The sequence below is a fragment of the Thalassospira australica genome, assembly GCF_000763295.1.
In the GTDB taxonomy this organism is placed as follows: Bacteria; Pseudomonadota; Alphaproteobacteria; order Rhodospirillales; family Thalassospiraceae; genus Thalassospira; species Thalassospira australica.
The window spans coordinates 125,731-151,816 of record NZ_JRJE01000006.1 but is presented as its reverse complement, the minus strand read 5'-3'; the positions used below and the strand labels follow the sequence as shown (position 1 = coordinate 151,816).

22 protein-coding genes are annotated in these 26,086 nt (G+C 54.5%); 9 read left to right on the top strand and 13 right to left on the bottom strand.

The features are described 5' to 3' along the window. Position 1: 1 nt before the first annotated feature. The 6 genes from JF44_RS0106100 (at position 2) to JF44_RS0106075 (ending at position 6,242) form a co-directional block, all read left to right on the top strand. Positions 2–952: a sugar-binding transcriptional regulator gene (locus tag JF44_RS0106100; protein WP_033068070.1), complete on the top strand. Its 951-nt coding sequence runs from the start codon at positions 2–4 to the stop codon at positions 950–952. Positions 953–1,149: 197 nt separating this feature from the next. Further along, positions 1,150–2,460 (top strand): ABC transporter substrate-binding protein, encoded by a 1,311-nt coding sequence (locus JF44_RS0106095; protein ID WP_033068069.1) that lies wholly within the window; start codon positions 1,150–1,152, stop codon positions 2,458–2,460. Positions 2,461–2,624: 164 nt separating this feature from the next. Next, a complete protein-coding gene (locus tag JF44_RS0106090; RefSeq protein ID WP_033068068.1) occupies positions 2,625–3,497 on the top strand; it encodes a carbohydrate ABC transporter permease in 873 nt (290 codons plus the stop codon). A gap of 10 nt (positions 3,498–3,507) precedes the next feature. Further along, the gene (locus JF44_RS0106085; RefSeq protein WP_033068067.1) at positions 3,508–4,338 is read left to right on the top strand and encodes a carbohydrate ABC transporter permease; all 831 of its coding nucleotides are present in this window, start codon (positions 3,508–3,510) and stop codon (positions 4,336–4,338) included. Positions 4,339–4,377: 39 nt separating this feature from the next. Next, positions 4,378–5,385 (top strand): ABC transporter ATP-binding protein, encoded by a 1,008-nt coding sequence (locus JF44_RS0106080; RefSeq protein WP_033068066.1) that lies wholly within the window; start codon positions 4,378–4,380, stop codon positions 5,383–5,385. An 86-nt stretch (positions 5,386–5,471) separates the two neighbouring features. Beyond that, on the top strand, positions 5,472–6,242 hold the full coding sequence (locus tag JF44_RS0106075; RefSeq protein ID WP_033068192.1) for an SDR family NAD(P)-dependent oxidoreductase: 771 nt from the start codon (positions 5,472–5,474) through the stop codon (positions 6,240–6,242). 118 nt (positions 6,243–6,360) lie between these two features. Here JF44_RS0106075 and JF44_RS0106070 read toward each other — a convergent pair whose 3' ends face one another. Next, a complete protein-coding gene (locus tag JF44_RS0106070; protein WP_052065496.1) occupies positions 6,361–7,599 on the bottom strand; it encodes a winged helix-turn-helix domain-containing protein in 1,239 nt (412 codons plus the stop codon). Positions 7,600–7,774: 175 nt separating this feature from the next. On the opposite strand from JF44_RS0106070, the gene JF44_RS0106065 reads away from it, so the two are divergent. Continuing rightward, complete coding sequence (locus tag JF44_RS0106065) at positions 7,775–9,691, top strand: SLC13 family permease (protein WP_033068065.1); 1,917 nt, start codon at positions 7,775–7,777, stop codon at positions 9,689–9,691. Between the two features lie 118 nt (positions 9,692–9,809). Here JF44_RS0106065 and JF44_RS0106060 read toward each other — a convergent pair whose 3' ends face one another. The 5 genes from JF44_RS0106060 to JF44_RS0106040 form a co-directional block, all read right to left on the bottom strand. After that, positions 9,810–10,256, bottom strand: coding sequence for a DUF2059 domain-containing protein (locus tag JF44_RS0106060; RefSeq protein ID WP_162181386.1), 447 nt, complete (start codon positions 10,254–10,256; stop codon positions 9,810–9,812). Positions 10,257–10,489: 233 nt separating this feature from the next. After that, the gene (locus JF44_RS0106055) at positions 10,490–11,122 is read right to left on the bottom strand and encodes a hypothetical protein (protein ID WP_156111613.1); all 633 of its coding nucleotides are present in this window, start codon (positions 11,120–11,122) and stop codon (positions 10,490–10,492) included. Further along, positions 11,112–12,011, bottom strand: coding sequence for a bifunctional methylenetetrahydrofolate dehydrogenase/methenyltetrahydrofolate cyclohydrolase FolD (gene folD, locus JF44_RS0106050; RefSeq protein WP_033068063.1), 900 nt, complete (start codon positions 12,009–12,011; stop codon positions 11,112–11,114). Before folD ends, JF44_RS0106055 begins: the two co-directional genes overlap by 11 nt. Next, positions 12,008–12,340, bottom strand: coding sequence for a DUF167 family protein (locus tag JF44_RS0106045; RefSeq protein WP_081944347.1), 333 nt, complete (start codon positions 12,338–12,340; stop codon positions 12,008–12,010). Before JF44_RS0106045 ends, folD begins: the two co-directional genes overlap by 4 nt. 48 nt (positions 12,341–12,388) lie before the next feature. Next, positions 12,389–12,685 carry a YggT family protein gene (locus tag JF44_RS0106040; RefSeq protein WP_033068062.1) on the bottom strand — a complete coding sequence of 99 codons (297 nt, stop codon included), beginning with the start codon at positions 12,683–12,685 and terminating at the stop codon, positions 12,389–12,391. Positions 12,686–12,951: 266 nt separating this feature from the next. Between JF44_RS0106040 and JF44_RS0106035 the strand changes: the two genes are divergently transcribed. After that, positions 12,952–13,536, top strand: a complete 585-nt coding sequence (locus JF44_RS0106035) for a DNA-3-methyladenine glycosylase I (protein WP_052065538.1) — start codon at positions 12,952–12,954, stop codon at positions 13,534–13,536. On the opposite strand, the gene JF44_RS0106030 is transcribed toward JF44_RS0106035, so the two are convergent. The 6 genes from JF44_RS0106030 to JF44_RS0106005 form a co-directional block, all read right to left on the bottom strand. Continuing rightward, on the bottom strand, positions 13,518–14,570 hold the full coding sequence (locus tag JF44_RS0106030; protein WP_033068187.1) for a LacI family DNA-binding transcriptional regulator: 1,053 nt from the start codon (positions 14,568–14,570) through the stop codon (positions 13,518–13,520). The genes JF44_RS0106035 and JF44_RS0106030 overlap by 19 nt on opposite strands. Before the next feature lie 89 nt (positions 14,571–14,659). Beyond that, complete coding sequence (locus JF44_RS0106025) at positions 14,660–15,271, bottom strand: alpha-ketoglutarate-dependent dioxygenase AlkB family protein (protein WP_033068061.1); 612 nt, start codon at positions 15,269–15,271, stop codon at positions 14,660–14,662. A gap of 95 nt (positions 15,272–15,366) precedes the next feature. After that, entirely contained in the window at positions 15,367–16,818 is a 1,452-nt protein-coding gene (locus JF44_RS0106020; protein WP_033068060.1) for an efflux transporter outer membrane subunit, read from the bottom strand. 1 nt (position 16,819) lies between these two features. Beyond that, positions 16,820–20,011, bottom strand: a complete 3,192-nt coding sequence (locus JF44_RS0106015) for an efflux RND transporter permease subunit (RefSeq protein ID WP_052065493.1) — start codon at positions 20,009–20,011, stop codon at positions 16,820–16,822. Positions 20,012–20,013: 2 nt separating this feature from the next. After that, positions 20,014–21,165 carry an efflux RND transporter periplasmic adaptor subunit gene (locus tag JF44_RS0106010; RefSeq protein ID WP_033068059.1) on the bottom strand — a complete coding sequence of 384 codons (1,152 nt, stop codon included), beginning with the start codon at positions 21,163–21,165 and terminating at the stop codon, positions 20,014–20,016. 339 nt (positions 21,166–21,504) lie between these two features. After that, a complete protein-coding gene (locus tag JF44_RS0106005) occupies positions 21,505–23,628 on the bottom strand; it encodes a methyl-accepting chemotaxis protein (protein WP_033068058.1) in 2,124 nt (707 codons plus the stop codon). A 368-nt stretch (positions 23,629–23,996) separates the two neighbouring features. Here JF44_RS0106005 and JF44_RS0106000 point away from each other — a divergent pair, with 368 nt between their 5' ends. Further along, a complete protein-coding gene (locus JF44_RS0106000; RefSeq protein ID WP_052065491.1) occupies positions 23,997–24,935 on the top strand; it encodes an AraC family transcriptional regulator in 939 nt (312 codons plus the stop codon). Here JF44_RS0106000 and speB read toward each other — a convergent pair. Next, entirely contained in the window at positions 24,916–25,965 is a 1,050-nt protein-coding gene (speB, locus tag JF44_RS0105995) for an agmatinase (RefSeq protein ID WP_033068057.1), read from the bottom strand. The genes JF44_RS0106000 and speB overlap by 20 nt on opposite strands. Between the last annotated feature and the right edge of the window lie 121 nt (positions 25,966–26,086).

The window sequence follows — 26,086 nt, the reverse complement described above, 5'->3', positions numbered from 1 at the left end:
GATGGTCAAACGCACCCGCAAAGAAGCCAACCGCCTGGACCAAGCAGCCCGTGCTGGTTGGCTTTATTACTGTGCAGGCAATACGCAAGACGAAATCGCCGCGAAGCTTGGCGTATCACGCCCAACTGCACAGCGCCTTGTATCCGCAGCCGTTAGCGAAGGGCTTGTAAAAGTCCGACTTGATCACCCGATTACCCACTGCATGGAACTGGGCAAGGCAATCTGTGAAAAGTACGATCTGGCCAATTGCGATGTCGTTCCGACTGATCCGGCCGCACCAGAAGCAATGTTTGGCATGGCCCAGGCAGCGGCGGGTTATCTTGAACGCGCCTTAAGTTCGCCCGATCCGCAGATCATCGCGCTGGGCACCGGGCGCGCCATGCGCGCCATGGTCGATGAAGTCGGACGTATTGATGGCCGCCATCACAAGATCGTTTCGCTTGTCGGCACCATCGCCCATGACGGCGCGGCAAGTTTTTATGATGCGGTGACAGATCTGGCAGACCGCACACGTGCGCCGCACTACCCATTACCGATCCCGGTCATCATCGAAGACCCGGAGATGCGCAAACGCATGCAACAACAGCCCCCCATGGACAATATCCTGAAGCTCGCGCGCGAAGCCGATATTCGCTTTATCGGAGTTGGTCACCTGGGGGATGACGCCCCACTTTATATAGATGGCTTTATTTCGCAAAACGAACTCATGTCCCTTCGCGAAAGTGGCGGGATTGGTGAAGTTTTCAGTTGGTCGTTCGATGAAGACGGCAACATCCTTGATCATCCGGTCAATCACTGTGTCAGCAGTGCACCGGCGGTTCAGCCCGCCACCAATACCATTGCCGTTGCCAAAGGCAGCAAAAAGGCGGCTGCGATTCGCGGCGCCATGCGCGGAAAACTGATTTCGACCCTTATTACCGACGAGGCAACAGCAGAAAGTTTGCTGCAATAGCAATTCAAGCTATCTCACGATATTCAATCATTAGTTTACCCCGTCAACACCGTTGGCGGGGCTTTTGTTTGTGCATTGCAAAAACGATTTAATTTGACAACCACCCTCCAAATTGAGTGAATGATCATTACCTGAGCAAATGATCAACACGAGCAACCCAAGTTGCTCACCGGGTAGATAGTCCTTTGGGAGGAAATATGAACCGCGTAATGGGAACGGCGCTTTGTGCGCTGCTGGCTGGTGGCATTGCACAAGCCAATGCCGAAACAAAACTAACCATCGCAACCGTGAACAACGGTGACATGATCCGCATGCAGAAGCTGACGGATGACTTCACCGCCAAAAACCCTGACATTTCGCTTGAATGGGTCACGCTTGAGGAAAACACGCTGCGTCAGCGCGTTACCACTGACATCGCCACCAAGGGCGGTCAGTATGACGTGATGACGATTGGCACCTATGAAGTGCCTATCTGGGCCGAAAAAGGCTGGCTCGCACCGCTTGATGCGCTTGGTGACGACTATGATGTCGATGACATCATGCCTGCCATCCGCTCCGCTGTTTCGAACGATGGCAATCTGTATGCTGCACCGTTCTATGGCGAAAGTTCGATGATGATGTACCGCAAAGACCTGTTTGACGCGGCGGGCATCTCCATTGACGGGCGTCTGACCTGGGACCAAACGCTTGAGATCGCCCAAAAACTCCACAAGCCTGACGAAGGTGTGTATGGCATTTGCCTGCGCGGCAAAGCAGGCTGGGGCGAGAACATGGCGCTGATCACCACCATGGGCAATGCTTTTGGCGCGCGTCTGTTCGATGAAGAATGGAACCCGACCTTTGACAGCGCCGAGTGGAAAAATGCGCTGGACATGTATACCAACATCCTTGGTAACTACGGTCCTCCGGGCGCGACGTCAAACGGCTTCAACGAAAACCTGTCGCTGTTTAACTCCGGCAAATGCGGCATGTGGATTGATGCCACTGTTGCAGCCTCCTTCGTCACCAATCCCAAAGAATCCAAAGTTGCAGACAAGGTTGGCTTCACCGAAGCACCGTGCGCTGTAACCTGCACCGGTGCCAACTGGCTCTGGGCGTGGAACCTTGGCATTCCGATGGGGTCCCAGAAAGTAGATGCCGCGCAGAAGTTCATCTCCTGGGCGACTTCCAAAGCTTATCTCGAACTGGTTGCTTCGAAAGAAGGTTGGGCAAACGTTCCGCCGGGCACCCGCATGTCGCTTTACCAGAACCCGAAATATCTTGAAGCGGCACCGTTCGCAGACGAGACCCTTCTGGCAATCGACAGCGCAGACCCGATCAACTCGACCCTGAAACCAAAGCCCTATGTTGGTGTGCAGTTCGCTGCAATCCCTGAATTCCAGGGGATCGGCACCACGGTTGGTCAGCAGTTCTCCGCTGCCCTCGCCGGTCAGATGAGCGTTGAGCAGGCCCTGTCGGCTGCACAATCAAGCACCGACCGCACCATGCGCAAGGCTGGTTATTACTAAGAACCCTCCCAGACCGGAATTCAATCCGCTGATGGGAATTCCGGTCTGCACCTCCTCAACCTGAGAGGAACCTGGGTGGTGGTTGCAAAATGCACCACCCTTTTTTTCCCTTAAGGGAAAGGCTCAGGACCTAAGGATAGAAACGTAATTTCGGGGAGCACATCATGTCGACACGGGCCTCGACCCTTACCGGGCGCATCATGTCCGCACCGTCGATCATCGTCCTGTTCTTGTGGATGGCCGTCCCGTTGGGCATGACGATTTACTTCTCTTTCCTGCGCTACAACCTTTTGTCGCCGGGAATGGAAGAATGGATCGGAACACTAAACTACGAATTTTTCCTGACCGACCCTGCGTTCTTCGCATCGCTGGCAAACACGCTTTTGCTGGTTGGCTCGGTCCTCATCATCACCGTGGTCGGTGGTATTCTTCTTGGCCTGATGCTTGATCAACCGATTTTCGGGCGCGGCATCCTGCGCCTGCTGGTGATCGCACCTTTCTTCATCATGCCGACCGTGAATGCGCTGGTCTGGAAGAACCTTTTGATGGACCCGGTATCTGGCATGTTTGCCTGGATCGCCAGTCTGTTTGGCTTGCCAGCGATTGACTGGTTCACCAATGCCCCGCTGACATCGATCATCATCATGGTGTCATGGCAATGGTTGCCCTTTGCCGTTCTGATCCTGCTCACCGCCCTTCAATCGCTTGACCGTGATCAGAAGGAAGCCGCCCAGATGGATGGCGCAGGTCCGGTATCGATCTTCTTCTATATCACCCTGCCGCACCTCAGCCGGGCGATCACGGTGGTCGTTCTGATCGAAACCATCTTCCTGCTGACCGTCTTTGCCGAAATCTTTGTTACCACCGGTGGTGGTCCGGGTCTGGCAACGACCAACATTGCCTTCCTTGTTTACACGCAGGCACTGTTGCAGTTCGACGTTGGTGGCGCATCCGCGGGTGGCATTGTTGCGGTTGTTCTGGCCAACATCGTGGCGATCTTCCTGATCCGCCTTATTGGCAAGAATCTGGATAATTAAGGGGCACGAAATGGAAAACAAACAGACACCCCTTGGCTATGTCAGCTTTTCAGTATTCGCATGGATCGTGGGTCTTCTGATCTTTTTCCCAATCTTCTGGATGGTCCTGACCAGCTTCAAAAGCGAACTGGAAGCCATATCGATCCCGCCAAGCTTCATCTCGTTTGACTGGACGCTGGAAAACTATGTCGAGGTTCAGGAACGTTCGAACTATTTCAAGTTCGCCATGAACTCGGTCATTCTGGCGGTCGGCTCCACGCTGGTTGGTCTGGTCTTTGCCGTGACCTGCGCATGGGCGATGGCGTTTAACCCGACCAAGCGGACCAAGGATGCGCTTCTTTGGATGCTGTCGACCAAGATGATGCCGCCGGTTGGCGTTCTGGTCCCGATCTATCTTCTGTTCCGCGACTGGGGGCTTCTTGATACCCGCTTTGGTCTGATCATGGTTCTGTTTTTGATGAACCTGCCGATCATGGTCTGGATGCTTTACACCTATTTCAAGGAAATCCCGACCGACATCCTCGAAGCCGCCCGCATGGATGGCGCAACCCTGCCCAAGGAAATCATCTTTGTGCTGTTGCCCATGGCAGTTCCGGGCATCGCATCGACCATGCTGCTCAACATCATTCTTGCATGGAACGAAGCCTTCTGGACGCTCAACCTGACAACCTCTGATGCAGCGCCGCTGACAGCTTTCATCGCATCCTATTCAAGCCCCGAGGGCCTGTTCTGGGCGAAGCTTTCAGCCGCATCAACCTTGGCGGTTGCCCCTATTCTCGTGATTGGCTGGTTCTCTCAGAAACAGCTTGTTCGTGGTCTGACATTCGGCGCGGTCAAATAACCGCCGCCTGATAGAAATCTGGAAAGAAGGAACACCAAAATGGGTGCTATCCGACTGGAAAAAGTCAAAAAAACCTTTGGCACGCTGGATGTCATTCCCGGTGTCGATCTTGATATCAATGATGGCGAGTTCGTTGTCTTCGTCGGACCATCGGGCTGTGGCAAATCAACGCTTTTGCGCCTGATTGCCGGACTTGAAGATGTCACCGATGGCAAAATCCTGATCAACGGAACAGATGTTGCCAACGAAGCCCCGGCGAAACGCGGCCTTTCAATGGTCTTTCAATCCTATGCGCTTTACCCGCATATGACCGTCTATAACAACATTGCCTTCGGCCTGAAAATGGCGGGCGAAAGCAAGGATGTTATCGACGAGAAAGTCCAGTCTGCGGCCAAGATCCTTAACCTGACCGACTATCTCGAACGCCGCCCCGGCGCGCTTTCGGGTGGTCAGCGTCAACGTGTTGCAATCGGCCGTGCGATTGTTCGCAATCCGGCGGCTTTCCTGTTTGACGAACCGCTGTCAAACCTTGATGCCGCCCTTCGCGTGAACATGCGCCTTGAGATCACCGGTCTGCATCAGGAACTGAAAACCACCATGATCTATGTGACCCATGATCAGGTCGAAGCCATGACCATGGCCGACAAAATCGTGGTTCTGCAAGCTGGTCGCGTCGAACAGGTTGGCAAGCCGATGGATCTTTACAGCAACCCGGCCAACAAATTCGTCGCCGGCTTCATCGGATCCCCCAAGATGAACTTTCTGGGGGGGGACATTGCCGCCAAGCATGATTGCCATGAAATCGGCGTGCGCCCCGAACATCTGGCTGTCTCGACCGACGGCGGCGAAATCGCGGCCACCGTCAAGATCGCCGAACATCTTGGCGCTGAGACATACCTTCATGTCGAAGCCGATGGCCTTGGCCCGATGACAGTGCGTGCCACCGGTGAAGTGGATCTTGGCGAAAATGACCGGATTTTCCTGACCCCGGAACAGGATCGCATCCATCGCTTTGACCAGCATGGCCTGACGCTTTCGGGGGCTTGAACCCCTTAAAACGTGAACAAACCGGGCCGCAATGTCTCACATCCATTGCGTCCCGCCTTACCAATAAAAATAACTGCGAGTCCAAAATGTACCTGAAAAAGTTCGATCTTACGGGCCGTCGTGCCTATGTCACGGGCGGCGGTCGCGCCATCGGCCTGTCCTGCTGCGAAGCCCTTGCCGAAGCGGGTGCCCATGTCATCATCGGTGACGTCTCCGAAGGTGTCGCCGAAGAAGGTCGCGATTACCTGAAATCCAAAGGCTATTCTTCCGATATCGACATCATGGATGTCACCAATACCGATCAGGTCCGTGACAGTGCCGAAAAAATGGCAAAGCAGGGCGGCGTTGATATCCTTGTCAACAATGCCGGTATTGCGCGTTCGGAAACCCCGGCAGAAACCGTCGCAGATGAACATTGGCTAAATGTCATTGACGTCAATCTGAACGGCACCTTCTGGTGCTGCCGCGAGTTTGGCAAACAGATGCTCGACAAGAAAAGCGGCGTCATCGTCAACGTCGGCTCCATGTCAGGCTTTATCGTCAACAAGCCGCAAGAACAGGCTTTTTACAACGCCTCCAAGGCGGGTGTTCATCAACTGACCAAGTCACTTGCCGCCGAATGGGGCGGGCGTGGCGTGCGTGTCAATGCGGTCGCACCGACCTATATCGCAACACCGCTGAATGAGTTTGTTAAATCCAAGCCGGAAATGTATGACGCCTGGATCAATGGCACCCCGATGGCCCGTCTGGGCGAAACCGACGAAGTCGGCTCGGTCGTGTTGTTCCTGGCGTCTGACGCTTCCAGCCTGATGACAGGATCCATCGTTCTGGCCGATGGGGGTTACACCTGCTGGTAAGGCCGGGTGCAACAAGCAACCACACTGTCCTGAAGCTTTTGTGGTTGGCCAGTACGACGGATAAACGGGGCGCGGTTGTGGGACCTGCGCCCCGTTTGCCTTTTTACCTTTTGCCTGTCTAAAAGGCTGGCACTGACCCTAGATATTTTGAAAAGTCATTGGCGGGCATCACCCTGACCCCGCCCAGACCGAGGAACCGTGCAAGACGGTTCAACTCATCCATAAGCGGGCCTGCGACATCGCCCCTGGCAAAGCCATCTTCAAGATGCGCGCTTTGCACCAAAAGAACGCCTGTCTTGCGATCCGACTTCAAATCCACGCGCGCAACAAATTCGCCATTTAACATAAATGGCAGGACATAATAGCCGTATTTACGCTTTTCTGCCGGAACATATATCTCGATCCGATAGTTAAAGCCAAATATCCGCTCCACCCGGTCACGTTCCCACATCACCGGATCAAACGGCACCATCAGGCAGGTTGGCTTCGCCCGCGACCTCGGATTGACCTTCGGACACAGATAACCGGGGTGTTTCCATCCTTCGACATCAGCCCGCAACAACCGCCCCTCTTCCACAAGGCGCGCCAAACAGGCCTTGGTTTCATCGGTGGGCATCCGGAAGTATTTGCGAAGATCAATCTCGGCGGCAACCCCGGTGGCCGCGATCCCCTTGCAGATCAAGTCACACATCGCGTCCTGACGGTTGGGCACCGGATCATGGGCCACATCGCCGATCACCCGATGGGGTAAATCATACACCCGTTCGAAACTGTTACGCCGTTTGCGTGCGGTAACCTGACCGCTCCAGAACAGGTATTCCATCGCTGTTTTTGTATCCGACCAGCCCCACCATTTGGCACTGCTTGGGCCTTCCTGCTCCAAATCACTGGCTGCAAGGGCACCTTCCTTTTCAATCCGTTCAAGAATGCCATCAATCAGTTCGGGCTGTTCACGCTGCATGCGGGCGATCCGCCCCCACATGCCTTTGCCGGACCGCGCATCCTCCATCCGCCAGCGATAAAGGGCGTAATCCTCAATCGGGATCATCGACGCCTCATGCCCCCAATATTCAACCAGCTTCCGGTCGCGTGATGTGCCCCAAACAATGTCATCAAGAAGTTTCGGGTCATAAACGCCAAGCCGCGAAAAGATCGGCATGTAATGCGCACGTGTCAGGACGTTTACACTATCGACCTGCAACATATTGGTTTTGCGGATCGCCTTCATGATCTGGCGTTTTGTCACAGGGCGGCTGTCATCACGATCAAACCCCTGCCCGACAAGCGCAAGGTTGCGCGCCTGCTTAACCGATATTTTTATCGAAGTGCTCGGCATCTTGGTATTGTCAACGGACATGGGCACACATTCAAATTGGCAAATGAAAACAGGATGATGCTATCACATCCTCCTGACAATCCGGGCAGGAGGATTTTTGATCTCTGTGCCTGAGAACCTTGACCACACCGCTGCCCGCTCATAGGCTTTCGCAAGACCTGCGCCCGATGGCGCGCCACACAACAGGACAGGCCAAATGACGACACCACAGATCATGATTCTGGCCGTACTTCTGGGCACGGTTGTGCTGTTTTTATGGGGCCGCTGGCGTCATGACATGGTTGCGATGGCATCCCTTCTGGTTTGTGTGGTTCTGGGTCTGGTGCCAACCGGTGATGCCTTTGTCGGCTTTGGCCATCCTGCTGTCATCACGGTTGCCTGTATCCTGATCCTGTCCTCCGCCCTGCAAAAATCAGGCGCGGTTGATACCCTGTCACGCACGGTCCTGCCGCAATCGGCTGGTCCCTTTGTCACCATGGCGGCCCTTAGTTTGCTTGCCGCCATTCTGTCGGCCTTCATGAACAATGTTGGTGCCTTGGCCCTTTTGATGCCGATCGGCATTCAGATTGCGAACAAGCAAAACCTGCCGCCGGGCAAGATTTTGATGCCGCTTGCATTTGGTTCGATCCTCGGCGGCATGACGACCCTGATCGGGACCCCGCCCAACCTGATTGTCTCGGGTTTTCGCGCCGAGCAAACCGGCACCGGCTTTGCCATGTTTGATTACAGTCCGGTGGGGATCGCGATTGCCCTTGCCGGGCTTTTGTTTGTCATTCTGCTGGGGCGCTTTTTGGTGCCCACCCGCGAACGCGCCGGGGCAGAAGGATTTGAAACCGGCTCCTACCTGACCGAGGCCCGCATTACCGATGGCAGCAAATCCATCGGCATGTTGCTGAGCGACATCAACCTTGAACTTGATAAATCCGATGCGCAGATCATCGGCCTTATTCGCAACGAACGGCGCATTCCCGCACCAAGCCCATATCGAGAACTGCAGCAGGACGACATCCTTCTGATCGAAGCCGAACCCGAAGGGCTGGCAAGTGCTTTGACCAGTTTGGAACTCACGCTTGAAGCCGAATTTCGCAGCGACGAAGCCAACGCCGAACAAAAGGAAGAGGCAAAGGAACAGGTCAAGGCCCAGAAGGCCCAACGCGCCGCTGAGAAAAAGGGCGACGCCGCTGCCGAAGACGCAGAACCCCCGATAGACCCGGCAAAAGCCAAGGCCGAAGCCCGCAAAAAGGTCCTGCAGTCCGAAGACATTTCGCTGATTGAAGTCGCGGTTCTGCCAAACGCGGCCTTCATCGGTCGATCAGCGGCCGATGTCCGCATTCGCAGCCGTTATGGCATCAACCTTCTGGCGATTTCGCGGCAGGGCAACCGCTCCATGACCCGCCTGCGCACCATGAAGATGCAGGCCGGTGATGTGCTCTTGATGCAAGGGTCGCCCAACGCCGTCAGCGACTTTGGCAACCGCATGGGATGTGTGCCTTTGGCTGAACGCTCGCTCCATCTGGGGGACAAATCCGACGCGTTCAAGGCCACCGGCATCATGGCTGTTGCCATCGCCCTGGCCGCCTTTGGCATTCTGCCCGCCGCCATTTCATTTGCGCTTGGCGTGCTGGCCTCGTTGCTTATGGGGGTGGTTTCGCCGCGCACCCTTTATGATGCGGTTGACTGGCCGGTGGTCGTGCTGCTTGCCGCCCTGATCCCGGTGGCAAACGCCATGGAAAGTACCGGATCTGCCGATTTGATCGCGCGTTTCCTGCTGGAATCGGTTGCCCAAGGCAACGCCGTGATTGCCGTCGGGCTGATACTGGTCGTCACCATGACGCTGTCTGATTTCATGAACAATGCCGCCACCGCCGCCGTCATGTGCCCGATTGCCATTGGCAGTGCCGCCCAACTGGATGCCAGTTCCGACCCGTTCCTGATGGCGGTCGCCATTGGCGCCTCCTGCGCCTTCCTGACCCCGATCGGCCATCAAAACAACACCCTCATCCTCGGCCCCGGCGGCTTCCGCTTTGGCGACTACTGGCGCCTTGGCTTGCCGATTGAGATCATCGTCGTTGCGGTGGGTGTGCCGATGTTGTTGTGGATCTGGCCGTTGTGAGGCCGCACTCCTTGCGGCTAGCTATTCGGGCCTCAAAGAAATCATTTGAATGAGTCTGGACCCTAGATTTGTGAGGATAAGAAAACGGCCCTTTTTCACATCAACTTAAATCCAATTATCAAAATTTTTCCGATGCTTGAAAAACGAGTGCCTGGATCTTTGGCATAGTACCAGCCATGTAATCTGGCATTTTTTCGACTATTGAAAGACCTTCAGGCGATCCATAAAAGTCGGCAAGGGCATTCAATTCACGAACTGTAAAATGCTCAACCATTGAGGTGGCGATCAAGTTCTCGACCATCTCGATGTCTAATGCTTCTGACATAAATTGGATGAACGGCTCTCGCATATCTTCAGGATAAGTAAGTGCAAGCTGTGTCACCATTTCATTCATCATTTTTGGCACATCAAAGATTTTTGCATACCGCTCAGCAGCTTCTAATCTTGCTTCTGACGTATCCTGCGCAAACGTGGTGTTGGGTAAAACGACCATAGCCAGCAAAGTTAAAAGCACAACAGGCGCCTTTAGACCTAAACAACAAATGCTTTCCCTTGGAACTGTCATACTGTCCTTCATAGATTTAAAGCGGCTCGGATCGACGCCAGAATACCTCATTAATTCAGTGCTTTAACCATAATCCATTTACTTCGATTACAAGTAAAAATAGGCCTGCCAAACAACATCCCCATCCTCGACCCCGGCGTCTTCCACTTCAGCGACTATTGGCGCATCGTCTTGCCGGTTGAAATCATCGTCGTTTCGGTTGGCGTAACAATGTTGTTGTGGAATAGGCCGCTTCAAGAGTTAGGTGTCACAGATTGAATAGGAATATCAGGGTCGTTATAGAGCTTCTGTCGCATATAAAGTTCCGATGTCATCACATGGAGGAAATTGGCATGTGACCCCTCTGTCAGGACGATAACACCATCCTTTTCTGTCAGGCGTAAGATCATGCGACGGTAGCCGTTTGGCGATGTTTGATTTTCAATAATCTCATAACTGTCATTGTTTGCGACAGTTTCCATCACCTGCATTGCGTCTTCACGGAATTGCCCAATCCTGCAGTAACTGCCATCCTCGGCATGCACAAGATCACCTCGATGCGGGATCGTATACCATCGGGTTTTGATTGTAGTTGGCCCCCGCATTGTATGGTCGCGCCACTCGGGCACAATATCAGGAGTATAAAACGGCAGTGCCTTGCGAACCGCATCTGCCATACCGACACCATCACCGATATACGTGATGCATGCTTGCTCAAAGGCAATGTACTGAAAGTTGCCTCGCTGATGCCCCGTGCTTTGGCATCCAGTCAGCATCAAAACGGCAAGAACAAGACAACAAGCCCCACGCAAAGCATTCTCCGCACAAATAAAAAAGGCGGCCCTATGGACCGCCTTAAGATTATTTGGCTGCAACTTAGTTGTCAAAACCAAGGTTCGGCACTTCAACACCATTCGCCCGACAGGCTGAAATCAGGGTGTTGTTCAGCAAACACGCAATGGTCATCGGGCCGACACCGCCGGGAACCGGGGTGATGGCACCGGCAACCTTCGATGCGGTTTCAAACTCGACATCGCCGACCAGTTTCATCTTGCCGTTTTCGCCCTCAACCCGGTTGATGCCAACATCAATCACAGTAGCCCCCGGTGCGATCCAGTCACCCGTGATCATGTTCGGGCGACCGACGGCGGCAACGACGATATCGGCCCGGCGGACTTCTTCGGGAAGGTCGCGGGTGCGCGAATGGGCGATGGTGACCGTGCAGCTTTCCTTGAGCAACAACTGCGCCATCGGCTTGCCGACGATGTTCGAACGCCCGACAACCACTGCACGTTTGCCCGACAGATCCCCAAGGGTGTCTTTGAGCAACATCAGGCAGCCATAGGGCGTGCAGGGTGCAAAGCCCTCGCCCCCCGTGGCAAGTGCACCGGCATTGACAACGTGGAAGCCATCAACGTCCTTGGCCGGGTCGATGGCGGCCAGAATGGCCTGCTCGTTGATGTGTTTGGGAACCGGAAGCTGACACAGGATGCCATGAACGTTTTCATCGGCATTGAGCGTGGCGATCAGGGCGAGAAGGTCTTCCTCGCTGGTGTCGGCCGGGAGTTTGTGCTCATAGGAATTCATGCCGCATTCAAGGGTCTGTTTGCCCTTGTTGCGCACATAGACCTGACTGGCCGGGTCTTCGCCGACCAAGATCACTGCCAGTCCCGGTGTTACGCCATGCTCTGCTTTAAGCTTGGAAACTTCGGCTGTGATGTCGGTGCGCAGGTTGGCTGCGAATGCCTTGCCGTCGATGATTTTCGCGTCACTCATATGTCTGTCCGCCCGGTGAGTTGGGATAATTTCGCCATCAGCGCGTCGGGATCTCCGTCGATCAGCAGCGTTTTACTGCGATCTGTCTGCCCGGATACGATCCTGACCGAGGATTTAGGACATTTGGCCGCTTTTGCCAAAAGTTTTATCAGCGCCTGATTGGCTTTGCCGTTTTCAGGCACGACCGTCACAGATGCCTTGAGGTATTCCTGCCCGTTGGCATCAACCATCACATCGCCAATCGCGTTGCGCGATGCTTTTGGCGTCAGCCTGACAAACAGTCGAACTCCTGATGGCTCGGACCGTAACACGGGCATGCGGTCAGACATTGTCTGAATGAGACAGTTTAACAGGCAAATTGAGACATCAACAGCCGATCAATAGCCGACAAGAGCCATCCGAACATCGGTCTGGATCAGCATATTGGCAAATTGCAGCACCAAAATCAGGATGATCGGCGAAATATCAATGCCGCCAAGATCGGGCATGATTCGCCGGATCGGGCGCAAGGCCGGTTCGGTCACACGATACAGGAAATCACCAACCATATAGACAAACCGGTTGCTGGTATTGATCACGTTGAACGCCACAAGCCATGACAGGATTGCAGAACCAATCAGCATGAAAATGTAGATTCCAACTACCGTATCAATCAGCCAAAAAATCGCCAGCATCGCCGCTCCTTACGATCGCCGGGGCGACAAGCTGTCTGCGCCCGGTAAGATATTTGCATGCAGCAAAACCTAGTCGGCAATGCCGTGTAACGCAAGCACACAGCGTTGATTTTGATGCAATTGACACCAAGTTTTCGCTCTTTTGTGATCCCTGTCACCCTGCCAATCACCAGAAACTGTCAGGAGATGTCATATCCCGCCTGATTACTGCTTGCGGCCTGGCAAATTTCCCGCTCAAAATGCCCCGTCTTGAAGGAGCCATCAACATGCATAACGACAACCATTGCCGTTGCGGCTGGGCCGAAATCCATGCCGCCAAACCGTTTTACATTGATTATCACGACACGGAATGGGGCGTTCCGGTGCATGATGACCGACTTTTCTTTGAAATGCTGATCCTTGAAGGTGCGCAAGCGGGTTTAAGCTGGCTGACCATTCTGGCCCGGCGCGACACATATCGCGCCGCCTATGACAATTTCGATGTCACAAAGATCGCGGCCTATGATGATGCCAAGAAAGAAGCCCTTCTGGCCGATCCCGGGATTATTCGAAATAAATTAAAAGTCGCGGCGTCTATTCAAAATGCGCAAACATTCATCGCCATCCAGAATGAGTTCGGAAGCTTCGATTCCTATATCTGGGATTTCGTTGGCGGAACGTCTGTGATCAATCACTGGAAGACGATGTCCGACGTCCCGGTTTCAACCGAACTGAGCGACCGGATTTCCAAGGACCTGAAAAAACGCGGCATGAAATTTGTCGGCACCACAATCATCTATTCGTTCTTACAAGCCACCGGGATTGTGATGGATCACACGACCGATTGTTATCGCTATGCCGAGCTTAGCTGACTGGAACCACGCAACAAAAGGCGGGTTTCCAGCGTGATGGTTCTTCCACCGTCTTCAGATAGCGCCATTTCAGCCGCCAGACGGCCCTTTTCCACCGTATCCTGATACATCGTACTAAGGGGCGGGTCGGTCCGCTCGCCTGCGGCGATGCCATCAAACCCGATGACTTTCAGGTCGTTTGGAACAGCGCGTCCCGTCGCCCTTGCGCCATCAAGCGCACCGATGGCAATCACATCGGACATGGCAAGAATACCATCAATTTCCGGGTGGCTTGCCAGCATCTCTGCCGTCATCTTGGCACTGTGGGCAGACTGATTGTCGCATTCGATATGCACGATATCGTCAGCAGAAATCCCGGCATCCTTGAGTGCGGCGTGATATCCCGCCATCCGTTCACGCACGACACGGTGGCTGGCCGCCCCCAGTCGGTTGGGGTTCATCGGGCCGAAATGGTCATGCTCGGTCGCCTGAAGCGACAGAATGGCAAAGTTTTTCGCCCCGCAATCAAGCAAATGACGGGCTGCATTTTTCGCCGCATTGAAATCATCAAGCACCACGGTTCCAACGGCGCCGGAAATATCAGTATCAATGCTGATCAGGCGCTGATTGCGGCGCTGAATGGCGGCAATGATGTCGTTATTGTCGGAATAGCAATGCACCAGAAAGGCATCGACAGCCGCATTGTTGACGGCCGCAATCGCCTGCTTGGGGTTTTCAGCGGAAATGATCATGACATTAACACCATGACGCGCACATTCGCGCCCGATCCCGCGCAGCAATTCAATCGCCACCGGATCACTAAAGGCATATTCAAGATTGTCGGGAAACACCACGCCAAGCGCGCCTGCCTTGCCGGTGCGCAGCATACGCGCCATCACATGCGGCCCGCGATAGCCAAGTTCCTTGGCGGCTTCGAAAATACGTTCGCGCACTTCCGGGCGCACGAGGTCCGGCTTGCCAAAAGCGTTGGACGCCGTGCCTTGCGAAACCCCTGCCGCCTTGGCGACATCCAGAAGTTTTACGCGCTTTGCCATCTGTGCCGTATCCCTGAAACCATCATGTTCAATTCGCCACACTATAGCCAGAAGGACCTTCTGTCAGCCAGAAGACAATAATGCGTTTCCTATCGCATTTCCCTGCAGGTATTGCGAAATGTCAGATTAATGCGCGGCCCGACCTGACGCGCGGTTTTGGGTAATTGATGCAACCAGCAATGCTGTGTCGCACCCGACATGATCAGGGCCGAGTTATGCGGCAAATCAATGCTGATGCGATCCCCGGTTGTCTTGTGGCGGAAATGAAACCGGCGCTCTTGGCCAAAGGTCAGACTGACAATCACCGGGTTTTCGCCAAGGACCTCTTCGTCATCGGCATGCCACGCAACGCTGTCGCGACCATCACGATAGTAATTCAGCAACACCGTGTTAAGCTCAGCCCCCGAAAGGTCTTCGGCCAACTTGCGCAACGGCGCCACCGCTGATGGAAACGGGCTTGCCGGGTGATAAACCCCGCTATAGCGATAGGCGACTTCGCCATACCATGCGGTCAAACGCGGAACGGGGATTTCCTTGCCGTGGATTTTGGCTGTTTCCTGTTGCCAGACAATGGTGCCTTTCAGACGTTCAAAGGTCCGGTCGGCATCATCAGGTTCCATGATGTCACGCAGCAGCAACACTTCGCCGTCATGCGGCAAAAGATTGCGTGGTGGTTCATTGGCAAACAGATCACCGATCATGACGTCCCCAAGGCATTGGTCTGCCAAACACCTAGGCCGAACAGAACAGAAACTCAAGCCGCTGTTTGCTGATATATGTGTTTTTGTAAAATGCTTTAGCCGTTCACAAGAGCCAAGCCTGCCTCATCGGCATAGCGTTCAACATCCTCAACGCTCAGTCCGGCTGCGCTATAAAGGTTGATGGTTTCAAGTTCCAGTTCGGTTTGCGCATCGGCCAAAGATTGCAACGATATGGTCAGGCTGCGTTGGGAATCCAGCACATCAAGAAAGTCTGACAAGCCCTGCACATAGCGCACGCGCGATTGTTCAAAAGCTTCGCGGTGATACTGCACGGATGCAATCAGGGAATCACGTTGCCCCATCGCCCCGACATAGCCGTAAATCGCACTTTCGACTTCCTCAATCGCTGTCAGCAACGTCTGGCGATAGGTCAGGAATGCCTGTTCTGCTTCTTCTTCAGCAACAGTGATATTGGCCCGGCGTTCGCCCCCATCATAAAGGGTTACGTCAATCAATGCGCCAATGGCGGCCATGGCCGTGCGCACAATCGGCCCTGTGCCATAACCGGTCGCGCCAAGCGCCAAAGAGCCCGTCAGTGTCAATTCGGGATAGAGTGTTGCCGTTTCCACACCAATTTGCGACGTCGCGGCAATCAACGAGAGTTCCGCGGCCCGAACATCTGGCCGGCGGCGCAACAAATCAGCAGGAATGCCGATCGGCGGGCTGCTTTGAAATTCCGGTAACGGCTGAACATCCAGCAACAGGTCCCGATGGGCCCCCGGCTGCGCGCCAACAAGGATTGAAATGGCGTTGATTGATCTGTCGATGCGGGTCTGCAAGATCGGAACGGAAGCTTCGATATCGGCAACCTCGGCACGGGCACGCGACAGGTCAAGTTCTGAGCCAAGGCCCGTTTGCAAACGCACCTGAACGATGTTGCTGGTCTGGCGTTGCAGATCAAGTGAGTCCTGCAACAACCCCAAACGCCGCTGGGCCCCGCGCAACTCGATATAGTTGCCGATGATGTCGGCAATCATGGTGCGATAGACATCTTCGCGCAGATAAACCTGACGCAGATAGTCGGCCTCGGCCACTTCTTCCTCGCGGGTCTGCCCGCCCCAGATATCGGCCGTCCATGAAAGATCAAGCCCCGCGCCAAAGCCAAGATCATCTACCTGGTCACCGCTTGCACGGCTTGATGTCGCACGTTCTGCCGATCCATCAATGGATGCCCCGACGGTCGGGCCATTGGCCCCGGCAACACCGCGTGCGGTTGCAGCGGCCGCGCGAATGCGGCTGATTGCGATCTGAAGATCAAGATTGTTGGCGATGCCTTCATTAATCAGACCATTTAAAACCGGATCGGTACTGCTTTCCCACCACCGGTCCTGTTGGGATTTTTGCGCGGCAATCACCGGTATTTCCGGGGTATAGGCCCCGACCAGATCAAAGTTTGGCTTGCTGTAGTTCGGACCAACCGATTGGCACCCTGCAAGCAGGGTCATCAGGGCCAAACCGGAAATTGCGAAAATGTGAGGATGTTTCATGTTATTTCGCATGTCCTTCAATACCACTGCTTTGCGAACCATGAATGGCCTCTTCGGGAAGTTCGCCGGTATCGGGAATGGCTTCTGCGGCACGGAGTTGGCTTTGCAGTTTTTTACCCCCATCGGCACGGGCCGACACCAGCGGTGCGAGCAAAAGATACAATGCCGGGGTCAGGAACAAGGTAAAGACCGTGGCAAAGCCAAGACCGCCAAACACGACCCAGCCAATCGCGGCCCGCGCCTCGGCGCCAGCGCCGGAGCCAAGGACAAGTGGCAAACCGCCCAGAACGGTTGAAATCATCGTCATCATGATCGGGCGCAAACGCACCATCGCCGCATCATGCACGGCTTCGCGCACGGATTTTCCGGCATCGCGAAGCTGATCGGCAAATTCAACAACCAGAATGCCGTTTTTGGCCATCAGCCCCACCAGCATCACAAGCCCGATCTGACTATAGATATTGATCGATGTCCCACTAAGGGCGAGCGCATAAATCGCCGCCGCCAGGCCAAACGGCACGGTCAGCACAACAACAAAAGCAGATGTAAAACTTTCGAACTGAGCAGCCAGAACCAGCAAAACAACAAGGACCGCAATCAGGAAAGTAATCTGCACATCGTTTGCCGTTTCGCCCAAGGCAGCAGCATCGCCAAGGAACAGGATACCCACACCAGGCGGCAGCAACTGATCCCCGACGGCGTTTACATCCGCGACGGCCTCGGCCAGTGTATAGCCGGGCGCCAGATTGGCCGAAATGGTTACCGCACGTTGCTGGCCTTCACGTTCAAGTTCGGATGCCACGGCCTCTTCGCTAAGGGTGATGACCGAGGACAATGGCAGAACCCGGCCATTGGTGCCGGTGACAAACAGGTTTTCAAGATCGGACGGGTCATTGATGCTGCCAAGCGCACTGCGCAGCTTAATCGGGACATTCTCGTCATCGACATTGATTTCGGTGACTTCATAACCCTCGATCATGGCACGCAAGGTGGTATCGAGTTCTTCGATCGGAATACCCAGATCAAAGGCACGTTTGCGATCAATATTAACCAGAAGCTGCGGCTGGGTTGTCTGATAGGACACCCGCAGGCCGACCAGACCGGGATAGTTTGCCTCAAGCTCACGCTGCACGGCACGGGCATTTTCCGCCAGTGTCCGATAGCTTGTCCCCGTCAGGGCAAATTGAAGCCCCTCGCCGGTGCCACCACGCAATCCCAGACTGTTGGGTTTCCAGACGAATGCCTGCACACCCGGAATGGCATTCAGCCCCCCCTGAATGGATGCGGTGATTTCCTGTTGAGAACGGCTTCGTTCTTCCCACGGTTTAAGGGGCGCGATCACCAATGCACGGTTCGGGTCCCACAGGCCAACGATGGTGTAGATGTTATAGGCATCACCAGCATCGACCACCGGGCGCAGAATGTCTTCGACCATTTCGACCTGCCGGTCCATATAGTCAATACCCACGCCATCTGGCCCGCGCATGGATACCAGAATACGACCGCGATCTTCGTCGGGCAGCAATTCCTGTGTCACACTGGCGTAGACGCCAAAGGCAAGCCCACCGGACACGATACAAATCATCACGGTAATGACCGGACTGCGAAGGGCTGCTTCGAGAACGCGACGATAGATGTCGGCAAAGAAGAAACCGATACGCTCCAACATGTTGGGGGCTTGTTCGACCTTACCATCATGCGGGTCGATATGCTTAAGGCGTGACGCCAGCATCGGGCAAAGCGAAAGCGCGACAAAGGATGACACCGCCACCGCAAAGGCCAGCACGAAGCCAAATTCGCGAAACAGCCGCCCGGCGGTGCTGGGCAGGAAGGAAATCGGAATGAAAACCGAAATCAGGGTCAATGTGGTTGCGATCACAGCAAAGAACACCTGCCGCGACCCAAGAACCGCAGCCGCCATGGATCCAAGCCCCTGATGACGGCGGCGCTGGATATTTTCCAGAACGACAATTGCATCATCGACAATCATGCCGGTCGCAAGCACCAGCGCCAGCAAGGTCAGGATATTGATCGAAAAGCCCATCGCCCAGATGGCCGCGACCGTACCGATCAGCGCAATCGGGATGGTAATGGTCGGGATCAGGGTCGCGGTAAAGGATCGCAAAAACAGATACAGAACGGCGATCACAATCAGGACAGCCAGACCAAGGCTATAGATCACTTCCCACAATGCACCTTCGATAAAGATCGCATCATCGGAATTCACGAAAACATCAAGGTCGTCATATTGCGCATTAAGGCGGTCCACCGCAGCGCGCACACCATTGGAAATGGCGATGGTATTTGATTGTGCCTGACGGGTAATGCTCAGGCCAATCACGGTGCGGCCATTCAACCGCACATAGGATGAGGCATCATCAGGCCCGTAATAAATATCGGCAACATCGCCCAGAAGAACGCTGTCGCGCACCAGCATCTGATTTAATTTGTCGACTTCCCAAACCGATGCATCGGCGCGGACAAAAAGCGTCTGGTCAGAAGAATCAAAGCTGCCAGCAGGGATGTCGAACTGTGCCGTATCAAGCAGATCGGCCACATCCTGAACCGAAAGGCCGTAACTTGCCATGCGCAGCGGATCGATGCGCACATGTAAAACCCGTTCGCGATCGCCATTGACCCCGACCTCTGCCACTCCGGGCACAGACAACAAGGACGGGGTGATCTGATCATCGACAATGTTGGCAAGTTCTTCTTCGGTCAGACTGTTGCTGACGACGGCAAGGCGCATGATCGCGCTGGCATCGGCATCGGCCTTGACGACCTGAATGTTTTCAACCCCGTCAGGCAGACTGCGTTCGGCACGGCTGATGGCTTCGCGGATGTCGCTGGCGGCATCGTTGATTTCAATATCGGGATAGAATTCGATGCGAATGCGCGCATTGGCTTCTTCGCTTTGCGAACTGATTTCCTTGATGCCACTGACTCGCGACGCAGCACTTTCAATAATGCCGGTTACTTCCGCATCAACGGTTTCCGGTGACGCCCCGTCATAATCAGCCGTCACGGTGACGACCGGGCGATCCACATTGGGCAGTTCGCGAATTTCCACACCCAGCATGGCGGCCAGACCAGCCAAAATGATTAGCATCGCAACGACCGAGATCAGAACAGGTCGGCGAATGCTAAGCGATGCAAGGTCATTGTGACCGTGTTGATCTGATCCCGTCGTCATGATCAGGACCCCTCGCCAACGCCTTCGCGGACAGCAACACCGTCGCCACCACCATCAGACGGATTGTCGCCACGAATGGTTGCGGAAACCGTTCGTCCGGGGCGCAGACGAAGCACGCCCTCGACCACGATCAGATCGCCTTTGGAAATTCCGCCATCTACCAAAATACGTCCGTTGGTACGTTTTACGACACGGACAGGAACCTGTGAGACCTTGTCATCCTCAATCCGCCAGACATAGGTACCGTCTTCGCCCCAAAGGACCGAAATTTCGGGGACTGACGGGTACTGTTTGCCTTCGATATCAACGTAAACCGCAAATGACATGCCCGCCAGCAAGCGGCTTCTGGGGTTGGGCACGCGGGCACGGACGCTAAAGGTCCGGCTGACCGGGTCGATACGGCTTCCAATGGATTCAATCACCCCGGTGAATAATTCTCCCGGCAGGCTCCAGGTTTCGACACGGACAGATTGACCGGGTCTGACGTTGTCAAAGCGGGTTTCAGCCACCTCGAAATCGACCAGGATGCTTTCAATGTTATCTAACGTGACCAACACAGTGGAGCTGTCAACGCGATCCCCCGCCTCTATCTGCGGAATGCCAACGATACCATCAAATGGAGCCAAAATGGTGCGATCAGCCAGATCGACCGAACGCTGATCCAGTTCAATCCGGGCTTCGGCCAAGGCCGTACGGGCGATATCGACTTCGCTGTCGGCCACAGCCCCCAGTGGACGGGCCTTTTCATAGCGCGCCAAAAGTTGCTCGGCATCCTTGACCTGAACTGCGGCCAAGTCACGGGCAAGGCGTTCACGTTCGGAATCCAGGATGACAAGAACCTGTCCCTTGGTAACGCGATCACCAGCACGCACCAGCACGTCAGAAACTTCACCAGAGACAGCGGGATAGATCACAACACCAAGGGCGGATTTGCCCGTTCCAACCGCCTCAACCACGGTTTTTTCATCCATGAGGCTGGAATATTCCGCAATCACCGGAAGGCTGCGACTACCGCCACCACGCTGTTGGATCTGCGCAGGTTGTGCCTCGGGTGAGATCAGAGCTGTGATCTCGTCCCTGGCAAAAATATAGGCCGACGCCGCCACAACAATAAGTGCGACACCTGCGACCAGAAGCGTTGATTTACGCGCCATCACATTGAACTTCCAACTCGGTCTGACCAGACAAATTCGCAGCAACGCCCCCTGTTTCCAAACAGAGAAAGCTTCGGTATTTCAAATCAGTACCCAAAGGGGTTTAACAACTGACGTGCAAAGTACCGGCATGGGAAACGATATTGCAACCTGCCTGTCAGAACCACAGAAAAAGTGTATCAGAAACGTCGCGGTTTGTATCTGAACACCAAAAAAACCCTGTAGTTTTCAAGCTGCCTGACCATCCAAATAAAATGGGCCTGTACACAGGTAATACGGTGTACAGGCCCATCTTGATCAGGTTCTAACGATAACGCAGATTGTGCCGCGATCCGCGTATCAGGCTGCGCCGCGCTGCTCCTTGCCATAAACGTCAGAGGGGAAGGCAAGCAGGTTATCGCCGTTCGCAGAATGCTGGCCTTCGACATCCGTTTCATCAGGACCCGCGTCGTCACTGTCGGCCGCAGCGGCAACGGCACGGTCCAGTGATGCAGTAAGTTCGGTCACATTCCGATCGACCTCATCCGCGCGACGATTCAAATCAAGGCTAAGCTTGCGGGTAACTTCGATATCCTGGGAAACCGCCCCAATGGCCGTACCAACGTTGTGTACGGCATCACCGGCAAGGGAAATGGCCCCGGTGATTTCTTCTGTTTCGCGGCGTTGATGTTCAACATCACCGGCGACTTCTTCGGAAATAGACATCATGGAGCGCACGGTCACACCAACATCTTCCATAGATGCAACGCAACGATCTGTCACCGCCCCCATCGCATTGACATGTTCGGTGATCTGTTCGGTTGCGCGTTCGGTCTGGCTTGCAAGGTTTTTGACCTCTGCTGCGACCACTGCAAAACCTTTGCCCGCCTCACCGGCGCGTGCGGCCTCGATCGTCGCGTTAAGCGCCAGCATATTTGTCTGCCCGGCAATGCCGCGGATCAGATCAACAATCTGTTCGATGCTGCTTGCCACTTCGCGCAGATCGTCAACGGCTCTGGCTGATTCTTCGGTCGACCCGACTGCGTTCTGGGCAATTTCGCGCTGATGTTCAACACGGTTGGCAATCGATACAATGGCCTCGCGCAATCGGTTGGCGGCATCACCAATCGCATTGGAATGCGCCTGGCTTTCGCTTGCGGCACCAGTTGCCGTTTCTGTTTGCACGGTGACACGTTCAGCCGCAGCCGCAACCTCGGTCACGGCTTCACGCATGCGGGTCACTTGATGATTGACCGATTTCACAAGACCAGTGGTTTCGCCTTCAATCGTTTCAGCCATTGCGCCAAGCGATGCGCGGCGTTTTTCCTCTTCGATGCGTTGAAGGGTAATACGTTCTTCGGCCATTTTTTCAATCTTGAGCGCGTTTTCGCGGAAGATTGCAACGGTCCGTGCCATGGCGCCAAATTCATCACCGCGTTTGACATCAACAAGGTCGATATCGGTGTCGTTTTCACTCAGGCGTGTCATATCACTGTTCACACGCTTAAGCGGCCGCAGGATGCTTAGCGCAATGCCAAGTGCCAGCGCAATGGCAATCACAACACCAATGGCTGCAACCACAATGTTGGTAAGCGCTGAGTTTTCAGACTGGCTGTAGGCGGCACTTACAAGGGCGCTTTGATTGGCCATCGCTTCAGCACGAATGTTTTGCGTAATGGTCTGAACTTCACGGACGGCAGATTTGAAATCATCCATCGACTGGCGGAAACCGGCAATCGATCCTTCAAGCTGGTTTGCACCCTGCTTTAAGAGGTCATTGTCGCGGATCGCATAGGAAAACAGTTTTTTGTCACTGCGCTTCAGCCCGTCAAAGGACGATTTGATTTCATCCTGAAGATCGGTTAACGCCGATGTCTGGGCACGGGCGGCTTCAAGGGATTCCGGCGTCCGCAGGATCGGGAATTGCAGGGAGTTCACAATTGCCGCCAGATTGGCTGCCCCAAGTTTATCGGAAAATTTTTCGGCAATGGCCGGATCACGCTTGGCAATGAAATCTTCAAGCCGTGCAGCCGATTTGCCCAATTGATTGGCGCCCAGCAACATGGTTTCAGATGCAGCAGAAAGGTTTTCCGCACGCAGCACAAGCGGCTCAAGCGTTGCAAGGTAATCGGAACTCAGACTTTCAAGCGCATCGGCGCGATCCGCATCACCGGTTTCACGCAATTCCGCAACCAGTGTTGCACCACTTTGTTCTGCGGCTTCGCGGATCGTGGTAATGCCGTCACGATCAAGTGGGTCAACGGTCTGGGCATACAGCAGAACCTGATTCGACAGGCGCTCAAGTTTCAGCGCGTAGTCGTTGGCAAGTCCGACCAGCCCGGTGCTTTTGGCAATACGATCCGCATGCGAACCAAAGCCCAAAAGATAGGTCGAAGATAAAGCAGACAAACCAACAAGCAGGACCACCAGAACAAAGAAACCGGCAAAAATGCGCGATCCGATGCGAATTCGGTCAAAGAACATGGGGCATCCAAACAGTAATCAATACATATGGCGCCACCCATACATGACCGCGGGCCACCTATTTGTAACAGTTGTATGAATTCTCGATTTGTCTAGACCAAGTATCCACAATGGAAAACTTCGCAGTGCAAAATTATGCACGAATGAACATTTTCATGTTCATTCGAAATACACCTATACAGACAGACAAGTGTCATATGACGCCCAAAATGACCAAAAAAGGTCGTTTTCTAAGGAAAATTGCGCGAATCGGCGGTTCGGATACGAATTGATGCGCTGCGAAATGACTTGCGTCTGATCACATTTCGAAATGTCGCCATGACAATATTGTACAAGCTGTGATTAAAATTCGCAGTTATACTGCCCCCATGAATGAAGTATCGCGACATAGCGCTGTACCGAGGCGCCGCCCCAAGGGCAATCTGCGTCCTCGCGAGGTTGCCCGTCATTGGCGGGCAGCCGACGGTATTGATATGTTCGAAGCCGATTACAAGAATTTCTCATTTCCAAAGCACAGTCATGACTATTACGCGTTTGGCACCATTCTGAACGGGGCGGAGCGTTTTATGTCACGCGGGACCAATTATGTCGCCGCACGCGGGCAGCTTTTGATGATGAACCCGATGCAGGTACATGACGGCGGCCCGGCATCCGATGACGGATACCAGTACCAGATCATGTTCATTGATCCGGCGGTATTCGGCGATCTGATCAGTGAATTGTCGCCCAAAAACCCGGGCTTGCCGTTCTTTGGCAATTGCGTTGTTGATGATCCTGACCTGCATCTTCTGTTGCAGAATCTTCATCGCATGTTTCAGCCAGAACACGCTGATAGCGCGCCGCTTCTCGAACGTGACAGTTGCCTTTTACACAGTGCTGCGCGCTTGTCACTGCGTCATGCGGATGCGCCGCCCTACCTTTATCGTCCGGGATCAGAAGACAAACGGGTCAAGGCCGTAATTGATTATATGGCCGCCCACCTTGATGAGAATATCGCACTGGATGATCTGGCAGCGGTTACCGGGCTTAGCCGGTTTCATTTGCTGCGCGTCTTTCGCGAAGCAACCGGCCTGCCACCGCACGCCTATTTCAATCACATGCGGTTACGACGTGCGAAAAGGCTGCTGTTTGACGGCGCAAGCATTGCCGATGCAGCAGCCGCCACCGGCTTTGCCGATCAAAGTCACCTGAACCGGCATTTCAAAACCATGTGGGGTGTCAGCCCCGGCGCGTTTATCGCAAGCCTTGACCGCACCCCACATAAGAATTCAAACACCAAGTTGGCACCTAACCGCGACGAGTATTAAGGGCCTCCGCAATCAGGCACAGCTCCTCGAACAATATCTGTGCACCTGCATGGGCTGTGTTGGTGGTGGCGTCATATTGCGGGGCGACTTCCACAACATCCGCACCGACAAAATCAAGGCCACGCAAGCCCCGCAGAATTGCGAGCGCCTCACGCGTGGTAAGACCGCCAATTTCCGGCGTCCCCGTACCCGGTGCGAACGACGGGTCCAGACAATCCACATCAAATGACAGATATACCGGTCCGTCGCCAACCACTTCACGCGCTTTGGCGATGACGGCGTCAACGCCCATTTTGGGCACTTCTTCGGCGTGGATAACGCTCATGCCGCTGTCATAGGAAAATTCCCAAATATATTCCGACGGGCCGCGAATGCCGATCTGGATGGTCCGTTCGGGATCAAGCACGCCATCCATTACCGCCTGACGGAACGGGCCACCATGATGGAATTTGGATCCGTCATAAACCCCGCCGGTATCGCAATGGGCATCCAGGTGGATCATGCCGACCGGACGATCCTTGCCAACAGCCTTCTGAATCGAATAGCTGATTGAATGATCACCCCCGACCGCAATCGGAATGACACCAGCCTCGATGATCTTGTTAAAATAAGCTTCAATATCTTCGTGACACTTTTCAAGCGAATAGCGGCTGCGAAACGGCACGTCACCAATATCGGCAATCCGCGCAAGCGCACTTGGCACCATGCGCAGAACATGTTCATACGGGCCGACCCGCTCGATATTACGCACCGCGCGCGGACCAAGACGTGCGCCTGCCCGGTTGCTAACCCCAAGGTCCATGGGAACCCCGACAAGCGCGACATCCAGCCCGGCAAAATTATTCTGCGCCGCATCCGCCATATAGGGGGCATCAAGGAAAGTCGGCACCCCGGAGAACGGCCATTTACGTTCCCCATTTTCCGAAAACTGCGTCCTGGCGACCGCGCTAAAATGCGGGTCAAACACATCTGATCCTTTGGTGTTGCCGTATTTTTCTCGCAGCTTGGCAAGTTTTTCGTCCGTAAACATGGAACCTCCTGAAACAGGTGGGCCTGTCGGTCAGCTCGGATGTCCGCCGACAGCCCTTTTGAATGATGATGGCATCCATCAGATCAAATTGCCGAGATGGAAAAAATCACGTAATGCTGAA